This window comes from Virgibacillus halodenitrificans, from assembly GCF_001878675.1.
GTDB lineage: Bacteria > Bacillota > Bacilli > Bacillales > Amphibacillaceae > Virgibacillus_Q > Virgibacillus_Q halodenitrificans.
Map to the genome: position 1 here is coordinate 1,709,255 of NZ_CP017962.1, position 21,427 is coordinate 1,730,681.

Consider the following 21,427-nt stretch of genomic DNA (forward strand, 5'->3'; position numbering starts at 1 on the left):
AGTCGCAGGAAATGCGACAAGAGAGGAGTGAATATTTGTGAATGTGAACAAGTTAAAGGGGAAAATTGTCGAAAACGGTTTGACTGTTGGCGAGCTAGCTAATCAAATAGGAATGGACCGAAGCACCCTTTATAGAAAGATTAGTAATGATGGAGACTCTTTAACTATTAAAGATGTGAACTTAATTTGTAAGGTTTTAAAATTAACCAAAGAAGAAGCAATGAGTATTTTTTTTAATCAATTTGTCGCATGATATGCGAATTTAGATAGCACACCCTGTAATGAGAAAACGAATTGAGCGGGGCTTGCAATGATTTACCAATAGCCAATCACCAAGACATTTGTTTTCTGATTTGGGGGTGTGCGTAGAAAGAAGGAGGATAGTATGAAAGCTGTTATTCAACCCAAGATCAGCGAGGAAACAAAAAAAGAAATGGCAGCATTCTTTGTAAAACACAGCTTACCCAAAATATTAGAACAAAGGAGGCAAAATCATGACAGCTGAAGAGTTGGAAGCCCTCAAGGAACGTTTTAAAGAAATTAAACAGTCACCTGTACGTGGATCTCGCCTTTTAGCTTTAAAGAAAGACCTGGAAGAGTGTTATAACATTCCAGAACACTACTCAGTTGCTTTTATCAATAATAACTTGGAAGTTATGAGTTTGTATCGAGATGTATGTTATGCAGTCGACTCAGGGAGGGTGAGATAAATGAAACTTGAAGATCTAATCGCACAAGGAGCTAAGGTGGAAGTGTTGTTTCATTGCGATAATTTGAAAGAGGCAGAGGAGAAATTAAATCCTTATAAAAACTTTGGTCGCATTGAAATGGAAAGTTATGATAGCCACTCACAATGGTTGTTGATTAAGTACGGTAACATTCAATTCGTTGCTTTTTATGAGGTGAATTAAATGGATATACGCATAGCTTACTACACACGTAAGGTCGCTGAATATGTTGCTAAGCATATAAGTAAAGGTCATAATCCTTATCGTTATGATCGGCTAATGGCTTACAAATCTGAGTTAAATAGGAGGCTTAGAAAATGACTAGCAAGATACAAGATAACTATCCACCGGAGGACTTTTTCCAGGCTTCGGATGAATTAGTGAATATACAGAAGAATTGCCTTAAATTATTGGATAGCGCAATAGAGGCACAGTTTTCCGGTACTGACAGGATTTTAGCTGATTTGGAGCAGGGGATAAAAGTGCTAAAGGCTTTCAACCATAAAAAGCTAAAACGAGAAGAGCATAAAGACCATGTATATGCCAGGAGGAATTGATTTTGAAGTACGATAGCGTAGATTGGTCACTGCTAGGTTTGTTTGTCGCCATGCTGCTATGGAATTTATATCTACTAGTTAATTACTGAGGGGAGGTGAGAATGTGGGTGAATTAGTTGAAATGACTTTATATGGTTTGCTATGTGAAGTATGTGGTGCATATGTAGAAGACTTTGAAGAACCTGGTTATCAAGAAAATGCGAAGACTGTGAAAAGGAGTGAAACAGAGTGCTCAGAGGAAGCTTAACAGGCGCTTTAGTAATTACATTAATCATCTTAATAATTATTTAGGAAGGAGAACTAAACAATGCAAATAAAATTTAAATCTCTTAATCTAACAAACTTTAAAAGCCACCAGGATCTTACTGTTAACTGTAGATTTAGAAAGATACACAGATACAGCGTATTTACTGACAGATGCATTGTATGTGGCAAGAAAAATAAAAGACCCCACTGGAATGGGATCTAATAAAGGGTTTTCTTTTTTGAGCGTAACTCTATTATAGCGGAAAACCCTCTGGAAAACAATGTTGGGAGGTTATTTATGAATAACAGTAGTAAAGTATTGTTGCCTGCTTGGATATTCGAGCAGGCACACAATCAACAAGAACTTAAAAAAATAATTATTGATTACCTGAAAGTAGGTTATCCAGATTACACAATGATAAAAATAAACGGTCGTCTTGCTATTTGCGAAATTAATAGAAATTAAGGAGTAGTGATTTAAAAATGAGTGATGTGAAGTGGATAAAGCTAAGCACAAATATGTTTGAGGACGAGAAAATAAGGTTGATTGAGCAAATGCCAGAAGCTGATACCATCCTCATTATTTGGATCAAGCTTCTATCGCAAGCAGGAAGAACAAACGCAAGTGGATATATCTATTTAAGTGAAAACATTCCCTACACAGATGAAATGCTATCAACTATTTTTAACAGACCGTTAAACACTGTTCGATTAGCATTAGAAACCTTTAAAAGTTTCGGGATGATAGAAATTGATGACCAATCTTTTATATCTATCTCCAATTGGGAGAAACACCAGAACATTGAAGGTATGGAAAGGATAAGAAAGCAGACTAGAGAACGTGTACAGCGCCATAGGGAGAATAAAAAAATTAAAAATAAAGATGTAACGTTACATGAAACGTTACCTAACGCAACAGAAGAAGAAAGAGAAGAAGATATAGAAAGAGATAAAGATAAATACTATACGTCAAAAATCATGGATTTATTGCCGGACTTTTCTTCTATAAAAACTTTCAACGAATTGAACAAACGCTATTGGGATGTTATTAGAGAAACTCGCAAAACAGGAAAGATTGCTAAAAGTGTAATTTATAACAACATGAAAAAGTGGAGGAAGTACGATCGTTTAGTTGTTGAATATGCATTAAGAGCGCATGTAGAGCTCCATGCTGGAAAGAAAGAAGAATACACCATTGGGATTATGAGAAATACAAGCGCTGATGAAGCTAAAGAACGCATGAATTATAAAAACAACACTATCCCGTTCAAGCCAAAACGACCAAAAGAAGCCGAAGATGACGGTTATAATTACGGATTTTAGGAGGTTGCTATGGAACAGATTAGTTTATTTAAACCTAAAGAGCGTTTGATCATAACCTACGAATGCGAAGGATGCGGACGAACTGTCCAGAAGAAAGAAATGCAAATTACAGGTGGCCCCAATAAAGGTGATTGGATAGAAGTAAATGCTGGTTGCAAGTGTGAGGATTTAAAACTTGCTGAAGAAGCTGGACAAAGAAGAGTACAGCTGCGGAACGAGAAGATGAAACAGTTTTTTGATTATTACTCTCTTATGAATGACAACTTAAAAAGTGCAACTCTTGAAAACTATGAACCTACTAGTCAGGAACTAGCAACCGCCAAGCAAAACATCACGAACTACATACAGGAGTTTGATGGTAAAAAGAATTTGCTCCTCCATGGTAGTTACGGAACCGGAAAGAGTCACTTGTCAGTAGCGATAACCAAAAAGGTAATGGAGAAAAAGAAAGAGTGCTTGTTTCTATCATTGCCGAAGTTACTCACCAAAATTAAAGAAACTTATAACAATAAAGGCGTAACAGAGGATGAATTACTAGCAGTCATCCAACGAGTAGATCTATTGGTCTTAGATGATATTGGAGCTGAACATCATACCGAATGGGCGAATACAAAACTATTTGAAATACTGGACGATCGTTCCGGTAAATCAACTATTTACACAACGAATTTAAACAGCAAAGAGTTACGGGCGCAGATCAATGAGCGCAACTTCTCTCGGATGATGGAGAACACGGAAATTATCACAATGAACGGTAGAGATTACCGTAGGAAGGAGTTTTAATATGTGTAAAACATGCAACGGACAAGGCGGTCTAGCAATCGAACATAAATGGGGCATACAGTTTGAACCATGCCCTGACAATCATTGTGATTTTGTTCGGGATGATAGCGATATAGAAGATCTTTGGGAGAGGTTAAAAGAATCAGAGAGAGTGAGCGCATGAATACATTAGGTGGCAATGCGCCGATTCTCCCACAAGAAAAGTCAAAGGTGTTGTTTGCTGATAGTGATATAGATTTTGGAATGCCACTCTGGCAGTTTAAAGAAATTCTAAGGCTCTGGCGTGATGGAAAGAGCGTAATGTACATTGCCAAATGGACCAAGCGAAATCCTCATGAAGTGTTTCTTGCACTCTATGAAGCTTGGATGGATGGAAATTTTGATGATATTGAGAAGGCTTTTGCTACTGGAAGTAAATTGCTGAAAGGGAGGGAAGGTCGTGAGAGAGTTCAAAAAAGGTCAGAAATACCGTCCTATCGTGACAATTGAAAAGGTGAAGAAAGTGCCAACGATTATTACGGTCTCTGGAAGAAGATACGTATACGATCCGAAGGGAGCAAACAAATGAGAAAAGATCGGCTGCAGAAAGAAAAGGAGTTTTTCTCCAAAAAACGTAGGTCATTGTGGGGTTATATTGCGACTCTATGGTACTAGGAGGAGGTAAACAATGAAAGTAGTATATAGAAACTTCGCTGAACACCAATTGGTTATGTTATATGGACGAGGCACCTTAGACAATACAGAGATAAAGAAAGAATGGTTTAAACGATACTCAATGAACTTCCCTTACAAAACGGATATTACAGGGAAGGTGTTTAATTGTATTACTCAGCAAACGCTTGGTGATAGCGAATGTGACAAATTGATATTAGAGCAGGCAAAGGCTTTGAGGGAAAGAAGGGCTACAAGATGAATTTACAAAAACTAATAGATAAACAGAGAGAATTACTGCTGTATATCGTTCAAGAAAAAGGGCTTAAAGTAGAAAAAATAGTAGCTGATACTTTCCTTGCGTTACAAGTGGAATTGGCAGAGTTTGCGAATGAAGGTCGTTGGTTTAAGTATTGGAGTCATAACCAAAAACCAAATACTAGAGAATATCTAACAAACTACACGGAGCAAGATTCTATTTTAGGCCCGGGAGCAGTATGGAAAAATCCTCTCTTAGAAGAATTTATAGACGGACTCCACTTATTCTTGCAAATAGCAATTTTAAAGGGCTGGGAAGACTCTCTCTGGGTGTACGAAGAACAACTGGAACCCGATGAGTTTGATGGAGATTTGACAGGATATTATCTCCAAATGACTTATTTCCTAAATGAATCTTATATGGTTAATTACGGACAAGATGCCAAAATAGCAGGAATACAGAAAAACGAATATTCTTTTCATTTATCTTGGATAACTTTTTTGAATATCGGTATCAATGGTTTTGGATTCTCCTTTTCAGAAATTGAAGAAGCTTATTTCCAAAAGAATCAAGAAAACCACGAGAGGCAGGCGAATGGATATTGAGTATAGCTGTAGAAGAACGGAAAGAGGAACTGATTCGTGAGCTTCACAATCTTGGAGTCTCGCAAACTATTGATGGCAGGAACTTAACGGATCTTAGCTTGTACACCCTAGAATGGACGCACATCTATGAGAAGAATAAGGCGGCGAGAGCTTATGTCGATCAGCATTGATGGGAAAAAATATCTTAACAATTTTGAAGTGAAATATGGGGATCCGTTTCCCGTGCCAAGAAGAAGCATGAGATTGATTAACCCGAATTATGGCACTTGCTTAGTTTATGTTATATCCACAGGGGTTCCAAAGTGGACAAATAAAATGACAGTTCATGTTCCTATGAAATACTACATCACACAGATTGTTGAACCAAACAAGAAATATCGGAATCACCAAAAACGCAACAAATTACAGCTGATTAAGGGGGGTTCTAATGATTGAGTTCGTCATACCTGGACAACCAGTGCCACAAGGTAGGCCAAGAGCAGGAAAAATACAACGTGGTAAGAAAAGAGGACAAATTGTACTTTATGATCCACAAGAAAGTAAAGCTTATAAAAACTATGTATCTATTATAGCCAAACAACATGCTCCGAAAATTCCATTTGAGGGGGCGCTACAAGTTTCTATTAAGATTTACAGGCAAATACCTAAGTCAACAACGAAAAAGGACAGAGCGCTATTTCTGGCAGGAATTAAGCGCCCTGTCACCAAGGCGGACACCAGCAATTATGTCAAAGGAATTGAAGATGCCCTTAATGGCATTATATACAAAGATGATAGCCAGATAGTAGATTTATATGCTGCAAAGTATTATTCAGATAATCCAAGGGTGGAGATCAGCGTAAGGGAAATAGATGAAATCGCCATAGGAGGGATGTTATGAAAGTTTGTATCGAGTGTGGGAATGAATCAAGGAGCAATACAAGTTATCTCTGCCAAGAGTGCTTTAATAAGCAGTTAACGAAATAACAACAGGGGGTCGGTGCTATGAGATTAAAGGATATTCCATTTGAAAAAGGTAAATTAAATGTCGATATAGAAAAAGGAGAAAAGCCGTTTGTTGTCGTATATTGTCAAGGAGAGGCTAAATTGACGTATTTACCTGAACATGGTGAGACGAAAGTGATCACGCATCAAGGGAGGGTGAAGCGCATCAAGTTTGATGAGGGGGAAGAGTTTTGAATTGGGAGATCTTATCTACGTTAGCAATAGGTGCTTTAATACCAATGATTACCACATGGCTGACGTCTAAATCTAAATTCTTTTATGATGAGAAAATTCAAAAAAAACAGTTGTTTAGAAAAGAAATTAGAAATTATTATATAATAAAACCAGCTTTAGGGAATTCCTTTTTCTCAATGCTAAATTTAATAAATGATAAACTGTATACGGACGATTACTATGATCATTTAGCAAATGATGCTGATATATTAGAGCATGTTAATTATGAAGACGTACCAATTGAAATTTTTGAAGAATATTATGAGTGTATAGGCTTACTAAAAGCAGTTGTAAATTCAAAAGGAGTTATAAACTCGAAGCAATATAGCAAACACCTAAAAAAATCTGTAGAGGAAGTTTATGAAGACACAATCAAAAAGATCTCTATACTAGAATCAAATTATGAAGGATATATACAATCCATCAGAGAAAAAATATAGTTGCTTAATCCAACTGGTGGATAGAATGACAGCTATATGCTGCCGTTTGATTGTCTTCTTAGACAAATGGAAAGGAGGATTTTAGTGACTTTTAAACATGGTTTGAAGCAAGGTGATGAAATAAACAATAAGGAATTAGTTGATATATTTAAATGCGCGCCCCAAGGTGGGATGAGAAGGTCAAAGACGACTAATAGTTTAGTATTGATATCAAATCCCTTTAAATCATTGTATATAGATAAGTGGGAAGGAGATATATTCTATTATACTGGCATGGGACTTAATGGGGATCAAGACCTCGATTATAGTCAAAATAAGACTTTGAATAACTCAAATAATATGGATATAAGCATATTTCTTTTTGAAGTATTTCAAGAGCGTAGATATACTTTTATCGGAGCTGTAAAGCTAGTTGGAAAGCCCTTTAAGGAAAAACAATTAGATGATTCTAAGCAAGTAAGGGATGTCTGGGTCTTTCCTTTAAGATTAATTAATTCACAACCTTTTGAGGTTGATCCTGGAAAAATAGTTAATCGACATAAAAAGCAAGCAAGATCTGCTAAAAAAATGTCTGATGATGAATTAAAGAAAAGAGCTAAATTATCTTCCGGAAAGCCAGGCTCAATGAAATCATATGCTAAAATATTTGAGAGAGATCAATTTATTGTAGAATATGCAAAAAGATGGGCAAAAGGTTATTGTCAATTATGCGAGAAGAAGGCTCCATTTCTTGATAAGCAAGGACGGCCTTACCTACATACACACCATATTAATTGGTTATCTAGGGGTGGAGAAGATACTATAGGAAATGTCATAGCGCTTTGTCCTAATTGTCATGAGAGAATGCATCATTTAGAGGATAAAAGGGACATTTCAAAGCTTTTTGAGAAAGTTGAAAATCATTTAAACCAACATAGGGTGAAGAGTTTTGAGTGATGTAATTTTATTAGAATCAAAGTGCCAAGGATTTTGGGAATGCATTACACCGGATGCGTGGGTAACTTCATTGGGTACTTTGTTAGGTGCATTAATAGGTGCTTTATTAGGCGCTTTTGGAGCTATTTACGCTACTAAAGTACAACACTCTAAATTGATAGACAGACAAAACAAAGAAAAGGATTTTGAATTTACAAAAAGGTATAACAGAATAAGTTTCGCGGTTAATTCGGTCATAAGAAGAATTAATTATCATATTAATGGAAAGATGTCTGAAACATTCCATCAATCGAATTTAAATATACTTAAAGTAACGATAGAGAAGTTTGATAATTTTCCTCTAGAGTTAATTACTATGGAAAAATACGACTCTTTTATTAAGTGTCATAGCAATATTTTAGACTATCAAGCTTTATTGGAAAACAAAAAAGAAGGAATTAAAGAGGATAATGAACAAGAACTGCTAATTTCAATAAGGGATTCCCTTATTAAAGAACACAATTATTTAATAGAACAAAATAAATGAGTTCTACCAGTCAACTGGAGGACACTGAATGACAGCTATACGCTGCCGTTTGGTGTCCTTTTTATTTTCATTAGGGGGTCGAAAAATGATAACAGCATTCAAAGCAATTGTAATCATCATATTGGTAATTAGCTTCATCGGAGCAATTGGAGAAAAGGATGATAAAAAACTACAGGAAAATATGGCGTTTCTATGCGCTATTTCAATGGCATTATTTTTTGCGAGTTTGGTGTGGCTATGATCTATCAATGGAAAATAAGCAAATACAGACGGGATAAACGAGTGGGGGCTCTATCTCCAGTAAAGCGCAGTGAGTACTTAAAACAGTTGTTTAAGGAGTCAGAGCAAAAAAATAAAAAGGGGTCGGTGTAACTATGCAAATGTCGTTTAAGTTGCCAGAGATTAATAGAGATGAAACAAAGTCATCTGTCGAGTCTGCATTGGAAAAATATAAGATGTTTTTATTAATGGATCCAGAGGACTACCAACCTAAAATAACTTCTTCATTCAGCTTAGTTCCACCAACAGTGAATAATCAGTTTCATTCTTCTACCGAGGAAACGGCAATAAAACGATTAGATGATGAAAGAAAAAGAAGAGAGTACATTACTAAGATACAGAAAGCTGTTAATCGCCTTGCCTATCAGGAAAGAACAGTAATAATCAATCGCTATTTAAAAGAAGATGAAATATACGACTATGAAGTGTATAACGAGCTAGGTTATAGTGAAAGGAAATATTACCGGATTAAAGCAAGAGCATTCTACAAATTAGCATTTATCCTTCGAATTGAGACTTATGAACAAGAAGGTGAAGTGAGTTGAACTTTGTACAACCGATTCGGGATCCTGAAGTGATAAGAGCAATCAAGCATTATTTTAAAGAAAAAAATAAAAGGAATTATATGATGTTTGTTGTCGGGATTAATTCAGGGCTAAGAATATCTGATATTCTTCCTTTACGTGTTAGTGATGCGAAAAGGTCTTATTTTAGCTTAAAGGAAATGAAAACTAAAAAGCATAAGCGTATTGATATGACACCAGCATTGAAAAGGGAATTGAAGGCATATGTAGAGGATATGGAAGACTATGAATATCTATTTAAGAGCAGAGAAGGCATTAATAAGCCAATCGGCAGGAGTATGGCCTATAAGATACTGAGAGAAGCTGCAGAATACGTAAGTCTAGATGAAATAGGTACACATACTCTTCGTAAAACCTTCGGTTATCACTTTTATAAACAAACGAAAGATGTTGCAATGTTGCAGGAAATATTTAATCACTCAAGCCCTGATATAACCCTGAAATACATAGGGATTAATCAGGATAGCTTAGATAAAGCCATGAAAGATTTTAGGATATAAACTCATCTATAATCGGTGAGTTTATTTTTTTATCCTTATTAGTTAACCATAAAAAGATGATGTATAACTCATTTTAGTAGTGTATGTTAGAATCATATGTATCAACGTATTTAAGAGATTTATTAATTCAACACAATATAAGATATGGATAACTAGTGTTCTATTAGTTAAAAGAATATGGTATAATTTGTTTAAGACTATATAAAGGTGTTGGTTGTGTGACACATCAATATGATGTACATTACGGGTTGAGACTTGGATGTATTATTCTTATTTGGTTTTCTTTTGGTGGTACTATAATTAATAGTGCTGATCAGTTATCATTTTTTAGTGCAATCATTCTATTTTTAATTCCTTTAGCATTTGATTATTATAGTCATCAACCAATAGAAACTAAAAATATAAGAAGAAAAAACATCGGGATTTGGAGTGCTGTTATTTTATCATCAATTTGTTTAGGAATTACTTTTACAGGTTTTAATGTGGAATTTTTGGTGCTAGCAATCTGGTTTAAATCTTTAGTTTGGATCCTAGCTGCATTTTATATTGTTATGGCTGTTTCTGATTGGGCTTCGTATAGCTCTGTTGAAGAAGTGGCACACAGGGACAGAATTAAAAAAGTACTTCGGGATAAAAAAAGTAATGAAAGCTTCGAAGAACGGGTAGAATATTATAGAGAAGAAAAAGTGAATACTTAGGATTCACATTTTCTGATTTATGCCTTATAATTAATGTATAAAGATATATGTATAATAGGAGAGGTGGATCGACATGCTAATTATCGGTATTACTACATTGCTGGTTGCTTTGTATACAGGTTTAGTTGTTGGCACCTACAAAAAATTCAGACAAAACGGGATAAATTTTATAGGTAAAGCAAAGTTGGTATTTCCATTCATACCAATATCTTTAATTTTTTTACACTTATTTTGGGCAATCACGTCTCTTTTTAAAAGTAATAAACAATCAATTTATTTATTTAAGATGGTATTATTTAAGTACCCAGTGGTGGTGGGTATGATAATTGAGTTAATGCTTGAGAACGCAGCATTAAGAATTAGTGAAAATGATAAAATTGTAAAAATGAAAAGAAAAACTAATCGGAAAAAAGCTATTAGAAAGAAAAAATCCATAGAATTACGGGATATGCCTCAATACTCTTCTCAGAAGAAAATTTACCATGCATACAAGAGCTTAGTATCAAGTTCAGCAGTCTAATTGCACTCACAAATATGTGAGTGCTTTTTTAATATCTTACACATAAATTCAGCAATAACAAAATAAATGGCAGATAAATGACAGAAAAAAAACAGATTTTTATATGATAAAAGAGTTATTATGGTAATAAGTAATTAGTTTAATTTACTCCACTCCTGAATGTTGTTGATGGCCATGTCAATGACGTTTCTATAATCCTCCCGATTAAAGGTGATCCCAGTCAATAAGGGATGGATCGGGACGGTTTACTGTCCACAGAAACACAGTAACAATAGTGATTAACCAAAGCATCCATTTTAATAAGTGGGTGCTTTCTCCCTTACATGTATTGTATAATTTAACCAATACATATTTGGGGGTAGTTGGTTATGAAGAAGGTTTTGTTTGTATTATTAACTCTGTTAGTATTAGCGGCTTGTGGTGAATCAAATGCTTATCACGACGAAATAAGAACATCATTTGCAAAAGATACAGAGTCAATAAGAGATATAGTTATTAAGGCAATTGAAGAAGAGCGCGACCCTACAGAAAAAGAACAGGGGAAAATTGATAATTATATACTTAATTATGATAAAAACCTTGATTCGGAGCATGAGGTCCACGCGTATTTACTGACTCGATATTTGATAGATAATCAGTCTACAAGCATGCTGCCTAGTGAAATAGAAAATACTATTAATTATGCAGATAACATTCAAATCACTTTAGAGGGTGGATTTGAAGCATACAGAGAGGCTAATAAAGAGGAAGAAACATCGAAGACATCTCAATGAGGTGTCTTTTTATTATGAGGTGATAAGTAATTGCCTGAATACAAAACGAAAGATCAACAAAAGAACTTCTACAATTCTCCACAGTGGAAAGGTCCAAACGGTAAGAGATGGGATATCTTAGAGCGAGATAACTACGAATGTGTTTGGTGTAAAGAAGAAGGGTTTGTAACAGTATTAGGTGGCTTAGATAGACATGGCAATGAAGTGATATTAGAAGTTGACCATATTAAAGAGCTGGAGGTTAGTCCAGAGTTAGCGTTGGAAGATGATAACCTGAGAACATTGTGTAAGGACTGCCATAATAAAAGACACAAACGATTTAATTATAAAGCTAGGAAAAAGGAAAAGAAATGGGATGATGAATGGTGGTAGAGGTCTACAAATGTAATTGTATACAGTGTTTAATGGCACCATACATTGCGCAAGAGATTGAACAGAAGATGATAAATGATATTACTAAAGAACAACCTTTAATTAGCAAACAGTCTAAAGAAGATAGCAAAAATCAATTTAGATTGTTTATTAAAAATAAATAATACCCCCCGGGTAAAAAGTTTTGGCAAAAAATCTATAGCGGGAAACCGGTGCATGGGCTCAACTCTGCAAATGCAACACGATAAGCTACCCCCTCCCTCCCCCTAGGTCAGTACAGAAAGAAGGTGATTGATTTGGATAAACAAAAAGTTGGTTTTCGAATGCGAGAAAAACGAAAACAGAGAAAGCTTACACAAGCTGAATTCGCTAAGGAAGCAGGCATTTCTACGAATTACTACGCAAGCCTTGAACAGGGGAAAAACTCACCTAGTTTGGATCTCTTAACAAAGATCGCTAAAGCTTTGGATGTATCTGTACTTTATTTATTAAACGATAGAATCGACGATATGGAGAACCGTGTTGAGGCGGAAGCTGAAAGATTGAAAGATCTCTTTAAAAGCATTCCGAAGAATCAACTGGATGTTGCAGAAGGATTAATTACCCAAGCTGCACGACTTAGGGTTTTGCTCGATGATAACTGGAAAGACATCTTAGAAAACGGAGAGTATGAAAAGTTTAAACAAAGCGAGAACCAGGTGCCTTATGATCGCAAAAGACCTATCGTTGAAAACTATGACAACCGAGACAAAACCTATCAAACCATTATTAAACAATTAACCGATCTACTGCCACAACCGAAGCATGATAGGAAATCGAAGTTATTGGGTCGATAGCCTATGCTGCATAATCAATATGTTGCTGAGTATATTCGTAAATGGCATGACGGGGAAATTGTTTTAAACGATAAAAGAGAAAAACTATTAACTCTAATTGAAAAACACATACTACCAAGAGACGATCTTTATTATTTTGATGATGAGCAGATCGATAACTATATAGAATTCAGTGAAAAATGGTACTTCGAATTAGATGAGTGGGAGAAATTTATCTCTGCATTCATCTTTTTATTTTATGTTGAAGATGATGAAGTAGTATTCGATGAATTTGTTATCAACATTGGCCGCGGTGGAGGTAAGAATGGTTTCTTATCTACATTGGCCAATTACTTTATCAGCCCACTTCATGGTATTGATTACTACGACGTGTCCATTGTGGCTAACTCTGAAAAACAGGCGAAAAGAAGCTTCATGGAATGCTTTAGAGTTATAAATAAAAAAGGCAATGAAGATTTAAAAGAGGAATTTGAAGCCTATAAAAGTAGCATTACCTCTTACGAAACCCAGAGTCTTTTTGAATACAAAACGAGTAACGCAAGTTCTCAAGATGGCGGTCGAGAAGGCGCAGTTATGTATGATGAGTATCATGAAATGGAAGACACATCTATTGTTGATGTATTCTCCGGCGGTCTTGGTAAGGTGGATCACGGCCGTCAGTTTTTTATTGGAACAAAAGGATTTGTTAGAGAGGGTTATTTCGATACGAAGTACCGAGAGTGTGAAGACATTCTTAATGGATTAATTGCGTTTAAGGGGGTTTTTCCTTATATAGCTGAATTGGATGATATCTCAGAGATGGACAATTTTGATATGTGGCCAAAAGCTAATCCAGCTCTCCAACCGCCTTTAAACAAACGAGGCAAAAGGCTGTTTAACGAGGTCAAGAAAAAGTATTTAAAACTAGCTTATGAACCATCCGGACGTGCTGCATTCGTTACCAAACGAATGAATTTCATTGAAGACAATATGGAAAATTCTGTAGCCTCCCGTGAAGAGATCATGGCAACTAATCGACCATTCTTTAAATTGGATACAAAGCCGATCGGATCTTTGGACTTTGGAAGTGTCCGAGATTTTGCTACGTGTGGATTGTTATTTAAAAAAGCCGATGAATATGCGTTTAAATCGTTTACGTTTGCTATTAAACATTTTTGTGATGTGCATTATGGCTATTCAAACACCAATAACGATTTCGGTACCGAGAAAAAAGCTCCTATTAAAAAATGGGAAAAAGATGGACTTATTAAGGTAGTAGATGAGCCTTCCTTAAATCCAATGCATATTGTTAACTGGTTTATTGAAATGCGAGAGATATATGGAGTAGAGAAAATCATTGCTGATAATTATAAGTTGGATATATTAAGGCCTTTACTAGAAGCGGAAGGTTTTGAAGTTGAGCCTATAAGAAGGCCATCAAGCATTCATCCATTACTTGCTCCAAGAGTAGAGGATGGATTTGCAAATCACAAATTCATTTTTGGGGATAACCCATTAATGCGTTGGTTTACTAATAACGTATTGGTAAAAGAAACACAGGCAGGAAAGCAGTTTTTAAAGAAAGAAGAAGTAAAAAGAAAGACAGACGGTTTCCAGGCGTTTGTTCACGCATTGTATCGTGCAGGAGAATTGGAAGATGAAGTTGATCTTGACGATTCATTTGATGCACTCGAAGCCTTAAACTTCTAAAGGAGGTGAGTAGAAAAGGTGGGATGGCTTGATAAAGTTTTAAGAAGAAATAGCGAACTTGAGTCATTATTTGACTTAGACTTAATTGATGAAACAAACCACAGAGCATATTTAAAACAAATGGCTCTTGAAACAAACATTAATTTTATTGGGAGGACTATTAGCCAATCCGAATTTAGAATTATAACAGATGGCAAACGCCAAATTGATGACTGGCATTATCTTTTAAATGTTCGTCCTAATACAGATCAAACAGCTGCAAAGTTTTGGCAAGACTTTATTTATAAGTTGATAGATGAAAATGAGGTTTTAGTAATACTTACGGACAATAACGATTTTTTAATAGCAGATGATTTTGAGAGAGTCGAATACGCTGTTTACCCAGATGTATTTAAAAACGTCACAGTCAAAGATTACACGTTCGCTCGAACATTTCAAATGACCGAAGTGCTCTACTTAACGTATAACAATAAAAAGCTTACTAATTTTATGAATGGGATGTTCCAAGACTTTGGAGATTTGTTCAGTCGGATGATTGAAATTAGTATGAGAAACCACCAAATACGAGGTACCGTTGGATTAAATGCCAATCAAAAACTTGATTCAGACCATCAGGATAAATTACAAGCTTTTATTGACAAGTTATTTACATCTTTCAAGAAAAACACTGTTGCTCTTGTGCCAAAGTTAAAAGGTTTCGAGTATACCGAGGTTTCTAAAGGAGATGGCAAGGGACAGTCTATTGATGAAATAAACAAACTTAAGAAAACATTGGTGGATGAGGTTGCAAATATCCTTGGCATACCTACTGCCTTAGTACACGGAGATCTGGCAGAATATGAGACAAGTTTAAAGGCCTATATAAAGTTTTGCATTGGGCCATTAATTAAAAAAATATCAGATGAACTTAACGCAAAGCTAATCGAAAAAGCTGATTACTTTAAAGGTGATAGAATTGAAGTGAGAGGCGTTGCAGAAATGAATCCGTTAGAAGTAGCTGACGCGGTAGATAAATTGATCGCAAGCATGGCATACACGCCAAACGAAATACGAGGGAAACTTGGCGATGAACCGTCCTCAGACCCACGTCTTGATGAACATTATCAAACGAAAAATTACCAATCAGCTAATACATCTGAAGGAGGTGAGAATTAATGCCAAAGAGAATTAATGTAAAAGGTCCTATCGTATCTAGTGATATTTCCTGGATATATGACTTGTTTGACATAGAACATACATCACCGCAAGGAGTTGCTAGGCAAATCGAAGAAGCTAATGGCGATAGTTTAGAAGTCATTATCAATAGTGGGGGCGGAGAGGTATATGCTGCATCTGAAATATACTACGATTTGAAATCTTATGCTGGAAGTGTTGAAACACGAATTGTAGGATTAGCTGCATCTGCAGCAAGCGTAATCGCAATGGGTGGAGATAGAGTTTTGATAGCCCCAACTGGAGAAATGATGATTCACAATTCCAAAATGGGTTATTTAGGAGACCACCGGGACATGAGTAAAGCATCTGAAATGCTACAGAACACGGATAAAACGATTGCTAATGCCTATCGATTAAAGACCGGGATGAATGAGAAAGAATTACTGGATCTCATGGGTGAAGAAACATGGCTAACTCCGCAGGATGCGCTCGAAAAAGGCCTAGTTGATGAAATCATGTTTGAAAATGAAATTAAACTTACAGCAAGTTCAGGTGTTTCCAATTTAATACCTCAGGAAGTAATTGACGGTATTAGGCAGGGGAAGTTAAACAAAGTACCAGGTAAGCCTGAACAAACCCTGGATAAAGATACCGTAAAGAATATGTTTACTGAGTTTAAGAAAGAAATTTTAAATGAATTAAAAGAAAATAACAAAGATCAAAATGAACCTACTCCAGCTGCAACAACGCAGCCAAAAAGAAAAGGGTTCATTTTTTAATTAAAAAATAATGGAGGAATGAGAAATGACAATTAAGTTAAAAGGAAAAATGGATAACTTTCAAGCGAAAAAAGAAGCTTATATGAATTTAGTGAAAGCGGAAGAGCAAGACCAGGAGAAACTTGCATCTGCATGGGATGAAATGCAGACAGCTCTCGCAGAAGATTTAACAGAGAAAATTACTGCAGAAGTTCGCACACAACAAATGGATGCTCAAATTCTATCAGCTCGCGGTCAAAACGTATTGACTTCCGAAGAAAAGAAGTTCTTTAACGCAGTAGTAACATCTGGTGGATTTGATGAGGATTCCATTTTGCCAGTTACCACGCAAGAGAGAGTGTTTGAAGATCTGGTAGAAGCCCACCCGTTACTTCAAGCGATCGGACTAAAAGATCTAGGGGCAGTTACACGTTTTATTAAATCAGACCCAACTAAAGCTTACGCTTGGGGTAAATTGTTTGAAGGTATTTCTGGCCAGGTTAGTGCTGCGTTCAGCGAAGAACAAATTACACAATTAAAACTTACCGCATTTGCTGTAATACCAAAAGATATGCTAGAGCTAGGACCAGTATGGGTCGAACGCTACACTCGTACTCTACTGGTTGAATCTTATTCTGTTGGCTTGGAGTATGGCTTAGTAAACGGCCGCGGCCCATCCAAAAATGAACCAATTGGATTAATGAAAAACGTTGATGCGGAAACAGGGGCAGTAACTGAAAAAACTTCAGCCGGCACACTCACTTTTGCACCGTCTGACAAAGGGGAAATAGTTGCTGGGGAGCTACACGATGTAATTCAAGCTTTGTCTACCGACGAAAAAGAGAAAGCTAGAAAAGTGTTAAATAAAATTGTAATGGTAGTTAACCCAATCGATGCTATTAGCGTACAAGCAAGAAACACAATTCAAACAGCTAACGGGCAATGGGTAACAGCTTTACCTTACAATATTAAAACTGTGGAATCTGAGGAAATCCCATCAAAAAAAGCACTATTCTTTGTACAAGGAAAGTACCTTGCCGCACTGGCAGGAGGATATAAAACAAACAAGTTTGATCAAACATTAGCGATTGAAGATGCAATGCTATACACAATTAAGCAATTTGCTAATGGTAAGCCAGAGGACAATAAGACAGCATTGCTTTATGACTTGAATATCCAGTTTAATGGCGGTGGTAATTCTACCACTACAACTACCAGCTCTACCACAACGACAACAACAACTAGCGCTGGCGCTTAAGGGGCTGATGTGATTGGAACTCACAGAGGAATTACTGAAAAAGTTTAAAGGTCGAATGCATATATCTCATAGCGGAGAGGATGACAATTTGAAAGAGTTGTTGTCCTTTTCTATTGCATTCGTAGAAGATAACTGTGGAGAGTTTGACATTTCCGGATCGGCTAATATTGATATTAGAGCAAAGGAACTTGTCATAGAAAGAACCAGATATGCTTACAATGATGCCGTTGAATACTTCGATGATAACTTTCAAAGTGATATTCTATCACTAAGTTTAGATATGGTATTTGCTAAAGAAGGTGTCACTACCACAACCACCACAACTACGGGAGGTGGATAGTTTGAGAGAATTTAAGTATAAGCCACCACGTGTCCATAGCGGGGAATTAAGAACCCCTATTACTTTTTATGAATACAAACCTAATCAAGGTCCAGAACCAGGGGAAAGTGAAAAGAACACCCTATACAATTGTATGGGAAAGATCGATGAAGTGTGGTTAAAGGATGTAGAACTTGCAAAGTCAAACGGAACATTATCGGACATCACGATCACCATTCGGGATCCCTTGGGGGATTACATTCCAACCGATAAGCATTATATATCCATTGACCATCCTCAATATAAAGACAATCGGTATAACGTTAAACATGTACAGCCGGATCCACAAAATAATAGATTTATAAATATTATTGGGCGGTTGGTAACATGAGTGTAAAGATAACAGGATTAAACAAACTACTGTCCGAACTGGAAACCAAACTAGGGAAACAAGCCATGCAGCGTATTAGTGACAAAGCTTTAATAGATGCTGCGAATGAATTTGTTAAAGTGTTAAGAATGGATTTTGAAGCTGCAGGAGATAAAGGTTATGCAGAAGGATATACCGTTGACGAGATAACGGTCACTGGACCATTTTGGGACGCTAGAGGAGTTAGAACTATGAAAGTTCATTGGGTGGGTCCACATGGGCGTTATCGACTTATTCACTTGAACGAGTGGGGTACAATTAACAATCCTAACCCTCCTAGAAAAGGCGTAATTGCCCGTGCTATGAAAAATAGTGAAAAGGCGTATCGTAATGCTGTAAGAAAAGCATTAAAAGGAGGTCTGTGATGGATGTCTTAGATGAAATTTATAAATTGTTAGTTGCTGATAATTACATCCGAGAACAGGTAATGGGTAGAATTAAATTCTTTGAATATCCGGCAACTGGAGATGTAACAGGTCCCTACATCGTAATTGATGAGATCGGACCACCGATAGCCGTTGAATATGGTGGTAATAAAGAAATTGCTTATGAACAAATAACCCAAATTGATGTATGGTCAACAGATCGCAAACTAACACGTAACCTAGCAAATGCAATTAGAGACGTATTGCGCAATGATAACGTAACACAGTCGGCGATTGGTCCTTCTGATTACGATAAGGGAGTTTTTCGTGACGCAAGGCGTTACACATTTATATATTATAAGGAGTGATTTGAATGGCAGAACAAAAATATTATAAATCAGCAACAGGGGTAGATGAATTTTATTATTCAGAGCTTGATGAAACAGGGGCAAGCATTACGTTAAACGATCCGGAACTTGTTGATTTTGCGCAAACAATTAACATCGAAATGCCTCAGGAAGCGGCACGTGCTTATGGCAGTAACAAAACAGCAGAAATCGCTGTTTCTTCCGGTGATGTATCAGTAACAGCTGCATTTCACCGTATCCCTGAAGAGGACAAACAACGACTGTTTGGTCTAGAAAAGACGGAAACAGGTTTGTACGCGTATGGCTCAAATGATTCACCTCCATATGTAGGAGTTGTGTTTGTCAAAACATTTGAGGATGGTTCGAAGGAATATGTCGGTTTACCTAAGGGCATGTTTATGCGCCCGAATCAAGAAGCCAAGACTAAAGAAGGCGGCGGTGTAGAATTCTCAAGTGAAGAAACAACTGCCGAATTTATGGATCGTAAGGTCGCAGGATTCACGGAAGAGAAAACGGTTATATTCGGCCGTGACGCTAAAGGTTCAACAACAGCAAGAGATGCTATTTTCCAAGCTGTTTTTGGACGAGCTTATCCATCTACCACAACGACAACCACCACAACTAGTGCTGGATCTTAATAAATGAAATTCATCTTATGCCAACCAGCCATTAAACGTTTTGAGTGGGAGTTGGAAGTTTGCTTAACTAGGTTGAAATCTCTTGGAGTGAATGACATTGTTTTGCTATTTACTAAAAATGATGATCGAGTACCTAAAAAGCTCCAGGAGCAGTTTACTGTTGATGTCCATGTGTATGAGGATAACCGAAAAGATAAAACCTATATTCCATCTGTAAAACCATATTTATGGACCAGATATTTAGAGGAAGATCCCACAAGAGAAGAAGGGGTCTATTTTTATTTGGATAGTGATGTGATCTTGCGAGAAGAACCGAATATCAAACCGACTGAATCAACCTGGTATGCTTCTGATTGTGAAGGGTATTTAGGAATAGATTATGTAGGTGAATTATTGGAGCCGATGTGCAATGCTATAGACATTGATCCAGAACTAATCCGCAAAGAAAAACCAACAGGTGGTGCTCAATGGGTTATTGAAAATCCTTCCCTACAATATTGGCAAAAGGTGTACGAGGATTCGATTGAACTGTATCGCTTCTTAAAGGATAAAGATATTCAGAAATGGACCGCAGAAATGTGGGCTCAACTTTGGAATGTTTACCTTTTTGATATAAAAGTTGAAACGCCTAACGAACTAGACTTTTGTTGGCCAACGGATTCTATAACACGATACCAGGAAACGAAAATACTCCATAACGCAGGGGTTATTGATGATCAACAAGGCTTATTTTTTAAAGGGAAGTATGTTAAACACACCCCTTTTACAGATGTATTAAATGCTAATAAAAATAAAGCTTCTTATGAGTATCTAAAAGCGATAAAGGAGGTACATGCAATGAAATACAAAGTGCTACATTATTTCGAGGACTTACAGGATGATAATAAGCCATATAACGAGGGTGATGTTTTTCCGCGTCCAGCAAACAAAAAAGTGACTAAGAAACGATTGCAGGAACTTGCATCTGCTAAAAATAAACAAGGTAAAGCATTGATCGAAAAAGTAGAAGAGCAGGATTAATCCCCTGCTCTTTTTATATTGGGAGGAATATGAATGGCAAATTTAAAGCGTAATATGTTAGAGCTTGTTAAAAATCCGGAGGCAATTGTGAAAGGTGAAGAGCCTGAGATTGAAAAAATTTGGACTCCTGCTTTTATCCCTCTAAGGGTAGCAAGAGATGCAATTCAGTTATATAACGATATTGATGTAGAAGATATGTCAGAGTTTGATAAGTTTGATAAGATAGCAGACTTTGTAGCCAACGAAATTTTTGCAGGTAAAATTACAAAAGATGATATTTTTAATCGGCTACACGCACCAGGCGGAAAGAATGTTTTAATGGAGCAAATCATTTTTATTGCTCAAGGACAGCAATCGGATGATACAAAAAACTTCCTGGCGAAGAAAGGTTAAACGATGAGGATTTTTCTTTCGCCAAGCAAGCCGAATACATGGACAAACTCATCGTTAGCATGATGGAAAGTGGTAAAGACATTAACGATATTTTAAACATGCCTATTCATTATGTTGTTGAACTGATGAAAGATAAAAATAAACCAAAACAAAAAAAATCCTTAATTGCTGCTTTTGGTGGTTAAGGATTTTGTTCTATC

Annotated in this window: 38 protein-coding genes and 1 pseudogene; all 39 read left to right on the forward strand. The window is 36.4% G+C overall.

Annotated features, from left to right (window positions below; genetic code table 11):
- The first annotated feature begins 37 nt into the window (after window positions 1-37).
- The 39 genes and pseudogenes from BME96_RS08950 (at window position 38) to gpGT (ending at window position 21,412) form a co-directional block, all read left to right on the forward strand.
- The gene (locus BME96_RS08950) at window positions 38-253 is read left to right on the forward strand and encodes a helix-turn-helix domain-containing protein (protein WP_071648893.1); all 216 of its coding nucleotides are present in this window, start codon (window positions 38-40) and stop codon (window positions 251-253) included.
- A 241-nt stretch (window positions 254-494) separates the two neighbouring features.
- Window positions 495-710 (forward strand): hypothetical protein, encoded by a 216-nt coding sequence (locus BME96_RS08955; RefSeq protein WP_071648894.1) that lies wholly within the window; start codon window positions 495-497, stop codon window positions 708-710.
- A complete protein-coding gene (locus BME96_RS08960; RefSeq protein ID WP_071648895.1) occupies window positions 711-911 on the forward strand; it encodes a hypothetical protein in 201 nt (66 codons plus the stop codon).
- On the forward strand, window positions 912-1,049 hold the full coding sequence (locus BME96_RS19810) for a hypothetical protein (RefSeq protein ID WP_197035847.1): 138 nt from the start codon (window positions 912-914) through the stop codon (window positions 1,047-1,049).
- The gene (locus tag BME96_RS08965; RefSeq protein ID WP_071648896.1) at window positions 1,046-1,285 is read left to right on the forward strand and encodes a hypothetical protein; all 240 of its coding nucleotides are present in this window, start codon (window positions 1,046-1,048) and stop codon (window positions 1,283-1,285) included. The genes BME96_RS19810 and BME96_RS08965 overlap by 4 nt, the downstream gene beginning before the upstream one ends.
- A gap of 103 nt (window positions 1,286-1,388) precedes the next feature.
- Entirely contained in the window at window positions 1,389-1,532 is a 144-nt protein-coding gene (locus BME96_RS19815; protein ID WP_197035848.1) for a hypothetical protein, read from the forward strand.
- A gap of 297 nt (window positions 1,533-1,829) precedes the next feature.
- Window positions 1,830-1,997: a hypothetical protein gene (locus BME96_RS19820; RefSeq protein ID WP_197035849.1), complete on the forward strand. Its 168-nt coding sequence runs from the start codon at window positions 1,830-1,832 to the stop codon at window positions 1,995-1,997.
- A gap of 17 nt (window positions 1,998-2,014) precedes the next feature.
- Window positions 2,015-2,854 (forward strand): phage replisome organizer N-terminal domain-containing protein, encoded by an 840-nt coding sequence (locus tag BME96_RS08970; RefSeq protein WP_071648897.1) that lies wholly within the window; start codon window positions 2,015-2,017, stop codon window positions 2,852-2,854.
- 9 nt (window positions 2,855-2,863) lie between these two features.
- Complete coding sequence (locus BME96_RS08975) at window positions 2,864-3,637, forward strand: ATP-binding protein (protein WP_071648898.1); 774 nt, start codon at window positions 2,864-2,866, stop codon at window positions 3,635-3,637.
- A 1-nt stretch (window position 3,638) separates the two neighbouring features.
- Window positions 3,639-3,800, forward strand: coding sequence for a hypothetical protein (locus BME96_RS19570; RefSeq protein WP_156035976.1), 162 nt, complete (start codon window positions 3,639-3,641; stop codon window positions 3,798-3,800).
- Window positions 3,797-4,126: a hypothetical protein gene (locus BME96_RS08980; protein WP_071648899.1), complete on the forward strand. Its 330-nt coding sequence runs from the start codon at window positions 3,797-3,799 to the stop codon at window positions 4,124-4,126. The genes BME96_RS19570 and BME96_RS08980 overlap by 4 nt, the downstream gene beginning before the upstream one ends.
- Window positions 4,127-4,304: 178 nt before the next feature.
- Window positions 4,305-4,550, forward strand: a complete 246-nt coding sequence (locus BME96_RS08985) for a hypothetical protein (protein ID WP_071648900.1) — start codon at window positions 4,305-4,307, stop codon at window positions 4,548-4,550.
- Complete coding sequence (locus BME96_RS08990) at window positions 4,547-5,152, forward strand: dUTP diphosphatase (RefSeq protein ID WP_071648901.1); 606 nt, start codon at window positions 4,547-4,549, stop codon at window positions 5,150-5,152. Before BME96_RS08985 ends, BME96_RS08990 begins: the two co-directional genes overlap by 4 nt.
- Window positions 5,153-5,579: 427 nt before the next feature.
- Window positions 5,580-6,032 carry a RusA family crossover junction endodeoxyribonuclease gene (locus tag BME96_RS09000; RefSeq protein WP_071648903.1) on the forward strand — a complete coding sequence of 151 codons (453 nt, stop codon included), beginning with the start codon at window positions 5,580-5,582 and terminating at the stop codon, window positions 6,030-6,032.
- 104 nt (window positions 6,033-6,136) lie between these two features.
- Window positions 6,137-6,331 carry an XtrA/YqaO family protein gene (locus BME96_RS09005; RefSeq protein WP_071648904.1) on the forward strand — a complete coding sequence of 65 codons (195 nt, stop codon included), beginning with the start codon at window positions 6,137-6,139 and terminating at the stop codon, window positions 6,329-6,331.
- A complete protein-coding gene (locus tag BME96_RS09010; protein ID WP_071648905.1) occupies window positions 6,328-6,810 on the forward strand; it encodes a hypothetical protein in 483 nt (160 codons plus the stop codon). The genes BME96_RS09005 and BME96_RS09010 overlap by 4 nt, the downstream gene beginning before the upstream one ends.
- A gap of 84 nt (window positions 6,811-6,894) precedes the next feature.
- Window positions 6,895-7,746, forward strand: coding sequence for an HNH endonuclease (locus BME96_RS19980; protein WP_231478683.1), 852 nt, complete (start codon window positions 6,895-6,897; stop codon window positions 7,744-7,746).
- On the forward strand, window positions 7,739-8,272 hold the full coding sequence (locus BME96_RS09020) for a hypothetical protein (RefSeq protein ID WP_071648906.1): 534 nt from the start codon (window positions 7,739-7,741) through the stop codon (window positions 8,270-8,272). Before BME96_RS19980 ends, BME96_RS09020 begins: the two co-directional genes overlap by 8 nt.
- An 85-nt stretch (window positions 8,273-8,357) precedes the next feature.
- Window positions 8,358-8,513: a YWFCY domain-containing protein gene (locus tag BME96_RS19830; RefSeq protein ID WP_197035850.1), complete on the forward strand. Its 156-nt coding sequence runs from the start codon at window positions 8,358-8,360 to the stop codon at window positions 8,511-8,513.
- Window positions 8,514-8,646: 133 nt separating this feature from the next.
- Complete coding sequence (locus BME96_RS09025) at window positions 8,647-9,096, forward strand: ArpU family phage packaging/lysis transcriptional regulator (protein WP_071648907.1); 450 nt, start codon at window positions 8,647-8,649, stop codon at window positions 9,094-9,096.
- Window positions 9,093-9,635 (forward strand): site-specific integrase, encoded by a 543-nt coding sequence (locus tag BME96_RS09030; protein ID WP_071648908.1) that lies wholly within the window; start codon window positions 9,093-9,095, stop codon window positions 9,633-9,635. Before BME96_RS09025 ends, BME96_RS09030 begins: the two co-directional genes overlap by 4 nt.
- A 218-nt stretch (window positions 9,636-9,853) precedes the next feature.
- Window positions 9,854-10,333 carry a hypothetical protein gene (locus tag BME96_RS09035; protein WP_071648909.1) on the forward strand — a complete coding sequence of 160 codons (480 nt, stop codon included), beginning with the start codon at window positions 9,854-9,856 and terminating at the stop codon, window positions 10,331-10,333.
- A 73-nt stretch (window positions 10,334-10,406) separates the two neighbouring features.
- Window positions 10,407-10,853 carry a hypothetical protein gene (locus BME96_RS09040; protein WP_071648910.1) on the forward strand — a complete coding sequence of 149 codons (447 nt, stop codon included), beginning with the start codon at window positions 10,407-10,409 and terminating at the stop codon, window positions 10,851-10,853.
- A 368-nt stretch (window positions 10,854-11,221) separates the two neighbouring features.
- Window positions 11,222-11,626: a hypothetical protein gene (locus BME96_RS09045; protein ID WP_071648911.1), complete on the forward strand. Its 405-nt coding sequence runs from the start codon at window positions 11,222-11,224 to the stop codon at window positions 11,624-11,626.
- Window positions 11,627-11,656: 30 nt separating this feature from the next.
- On the forward strand, window positions 11,657-11,998 hold the full coding sequence (locus BME96_RS09050; protein ID WP_071648912.1) for an HNH endonuclease: 342 nt from the start codon (window positions 11,657-11,659) through the stop codon (window positions 11,996-11,998).
- 323 nt (window positions 11,999-12,321) lie between these two features.
- Window positions 12,322-12,429: pseudogene (locus BME96_RS20110) on the forward strand (helix-turn-helix domain-containing protein); the annotation flags it as partial.
- A gap of 78 nt (window positions 12,430-12,507) precedes the next feature.
- Window positions 12,508-12,834 (forward strand): hypothetical protein, encoded by a 327-nt coding sequence (locus BME96_RS20115; RefSeq protein WP_331279810.1) that lies wholly within the window; start codon window positions 12,508-12,510, stop codon window positions 12,832-12,834.
- 3 nt (window positions 12,835-12,837) lie between these two features.
- Window positions 12,838-14,523: a terminase large subunit domain-containing protein gene (locus BME96_RS09060; RefSeq protein WP_071648913.1), complete on the forward strand. Its 1,686-nt coding sequence runs from the start codon at window positions 12,838-12,840 to the stop codon at window positions 14,521-14,523.
- 18 nt (window positions 14,524-14,541) lie between these two features.
- The gene (locus BME96_RS09065) at window positions 14,542-15,678 is read left to right on the forward strand and encodes a phage portal protein (protein ID WP_071648914.1); all 1,137 of its coding nucleotides are present in this window, start codon (window positions 14,542-14,544) and stop codon (window positions 15,676-15,678) included.
- Window positions 15,678-16,457 carry a head maturation protease, ClpP-related gene (locus BME96_RS09070; RefSeq protein WP_071648915.1) on the forward strand — a complete coding sequence of 260 codons (780 nt, stop codon included), beginning with the start codon at window positions 15,678-15,680 and terminating at the stop codon, window positions 16,455-16,457. The genes BME96_RS09065 and BME96_RS09070 overlap by 1 nt, the downstream gene beginning before the upstream one ends.
- A gap of 25 nt (window positions 16,458-16,482) precedes the next feature.
- A complete protein-coding gene (locus BME96_RS09075) occupies window positions 16,483-17,694 on the forward strand; it encodes a phage major capsid protein (protein WP_083547449.1) in 1,212 nt (403 codons plus the stop codon).
- A gap of 13 nt (window positions 17,695-17,707) precedes the next feature.
- Window positions 17,708-18,034, forward strand: coding sequence for a phage gp6-like head-tail connector protein (locus BME96_RS09080; protein ID WP_156035978.1), 327 nt, complete (start codon window positions 17,708-17,710; stop codon window positions 18,032-18,034).
- A gap of 1 nt (window position 18,035) precedes the next feature.
- On the forward strand, window positions 18,036-18,404 hold the full coding sequence (locus BME96_RS09085) for a phage head-tail adapter protein (protein ID WP_071648916.1): 369 nt from the start codon (window positions 18,036-18,038) through the stop codon (window positions 18,402-18,404).
- Complete coding sequence (locus BME96_RS09090; protein WP_071648917.1) at window positions 18,401-18,808, forward strand: HK97-gp10 family putative phage morphogenesis protein; 408 nt, start codon at window positions 18,401-18,403, stop codon at window positions 18,806-18,808. Before BME96_RS09085 ends, BME96_RS09090 begins: the two co-directional genes overlap by 4 nt.
- Window positions 18,808-19,176: a tail completion protein gp17 gene (gene gp17, locus BME96_RS09095; protein ID WP_071648918.1), complete on the forward strand. Its 369-nt coding sequence runs from the start codon at window positions 18,808-18,810 to the stop codon at window positions 19,174-19,176. Before BME96_RS09090 ends, gp17 begins: the two co-directional genes overlap by 1 nt.
- Window positions 19,177-19,181: 5 nt before the next feature.
- Window positions 19,182-19,814, forward strand: coding sequence for a major tail protein (locus tag BME96_RS09100; protein ID WP_071648919.1), 633 nt, complete (start codon window positions 19,182-19,184; stop codon window positions 19,812-19,814).
- Between the two features lie 3 nt (window positions 19,815-19,817).
- Complete coding sequence (locus tag BME96_RS19985) at window positions 19,818-20,834, forward strand: hypothetical protein (RefSeq protein WP_071648920.1); 1,017 nt, start codon at window positions 19,818-19,820, stop codon at window positions 20,832-20,834.
- A 33-nt stretch (window positions 20,835-20,867) separates the two neighbouring features.
- Window positions 20,868-21,227, forward strand: coding sequence for a phage tail assembly chaperone G (gene gpG / locus BME96_RS09110; protein WP_071648921.1), 360 nt, complete (start codon window positions 20,868-20,870; stop codon window positions 21,225-21,227).
- 38 nt (window positions 21,228-21,265) lie between these two features.
- The gene (gpGT, locus tag BME96_RS19840) at window positions 21,266-21,412 is read left to right on the forward strand and encodes a phage tail assembly chaperone GT (protein WP_197035851.1); all 147 of its coding nucleotides are present in this window, start codon (window positions 21,266-21,268) and stop codon (window positions 21,410-21,412) included.
- Window positions 21,413-21,427 lie beyond the last annotated feature (15 nt).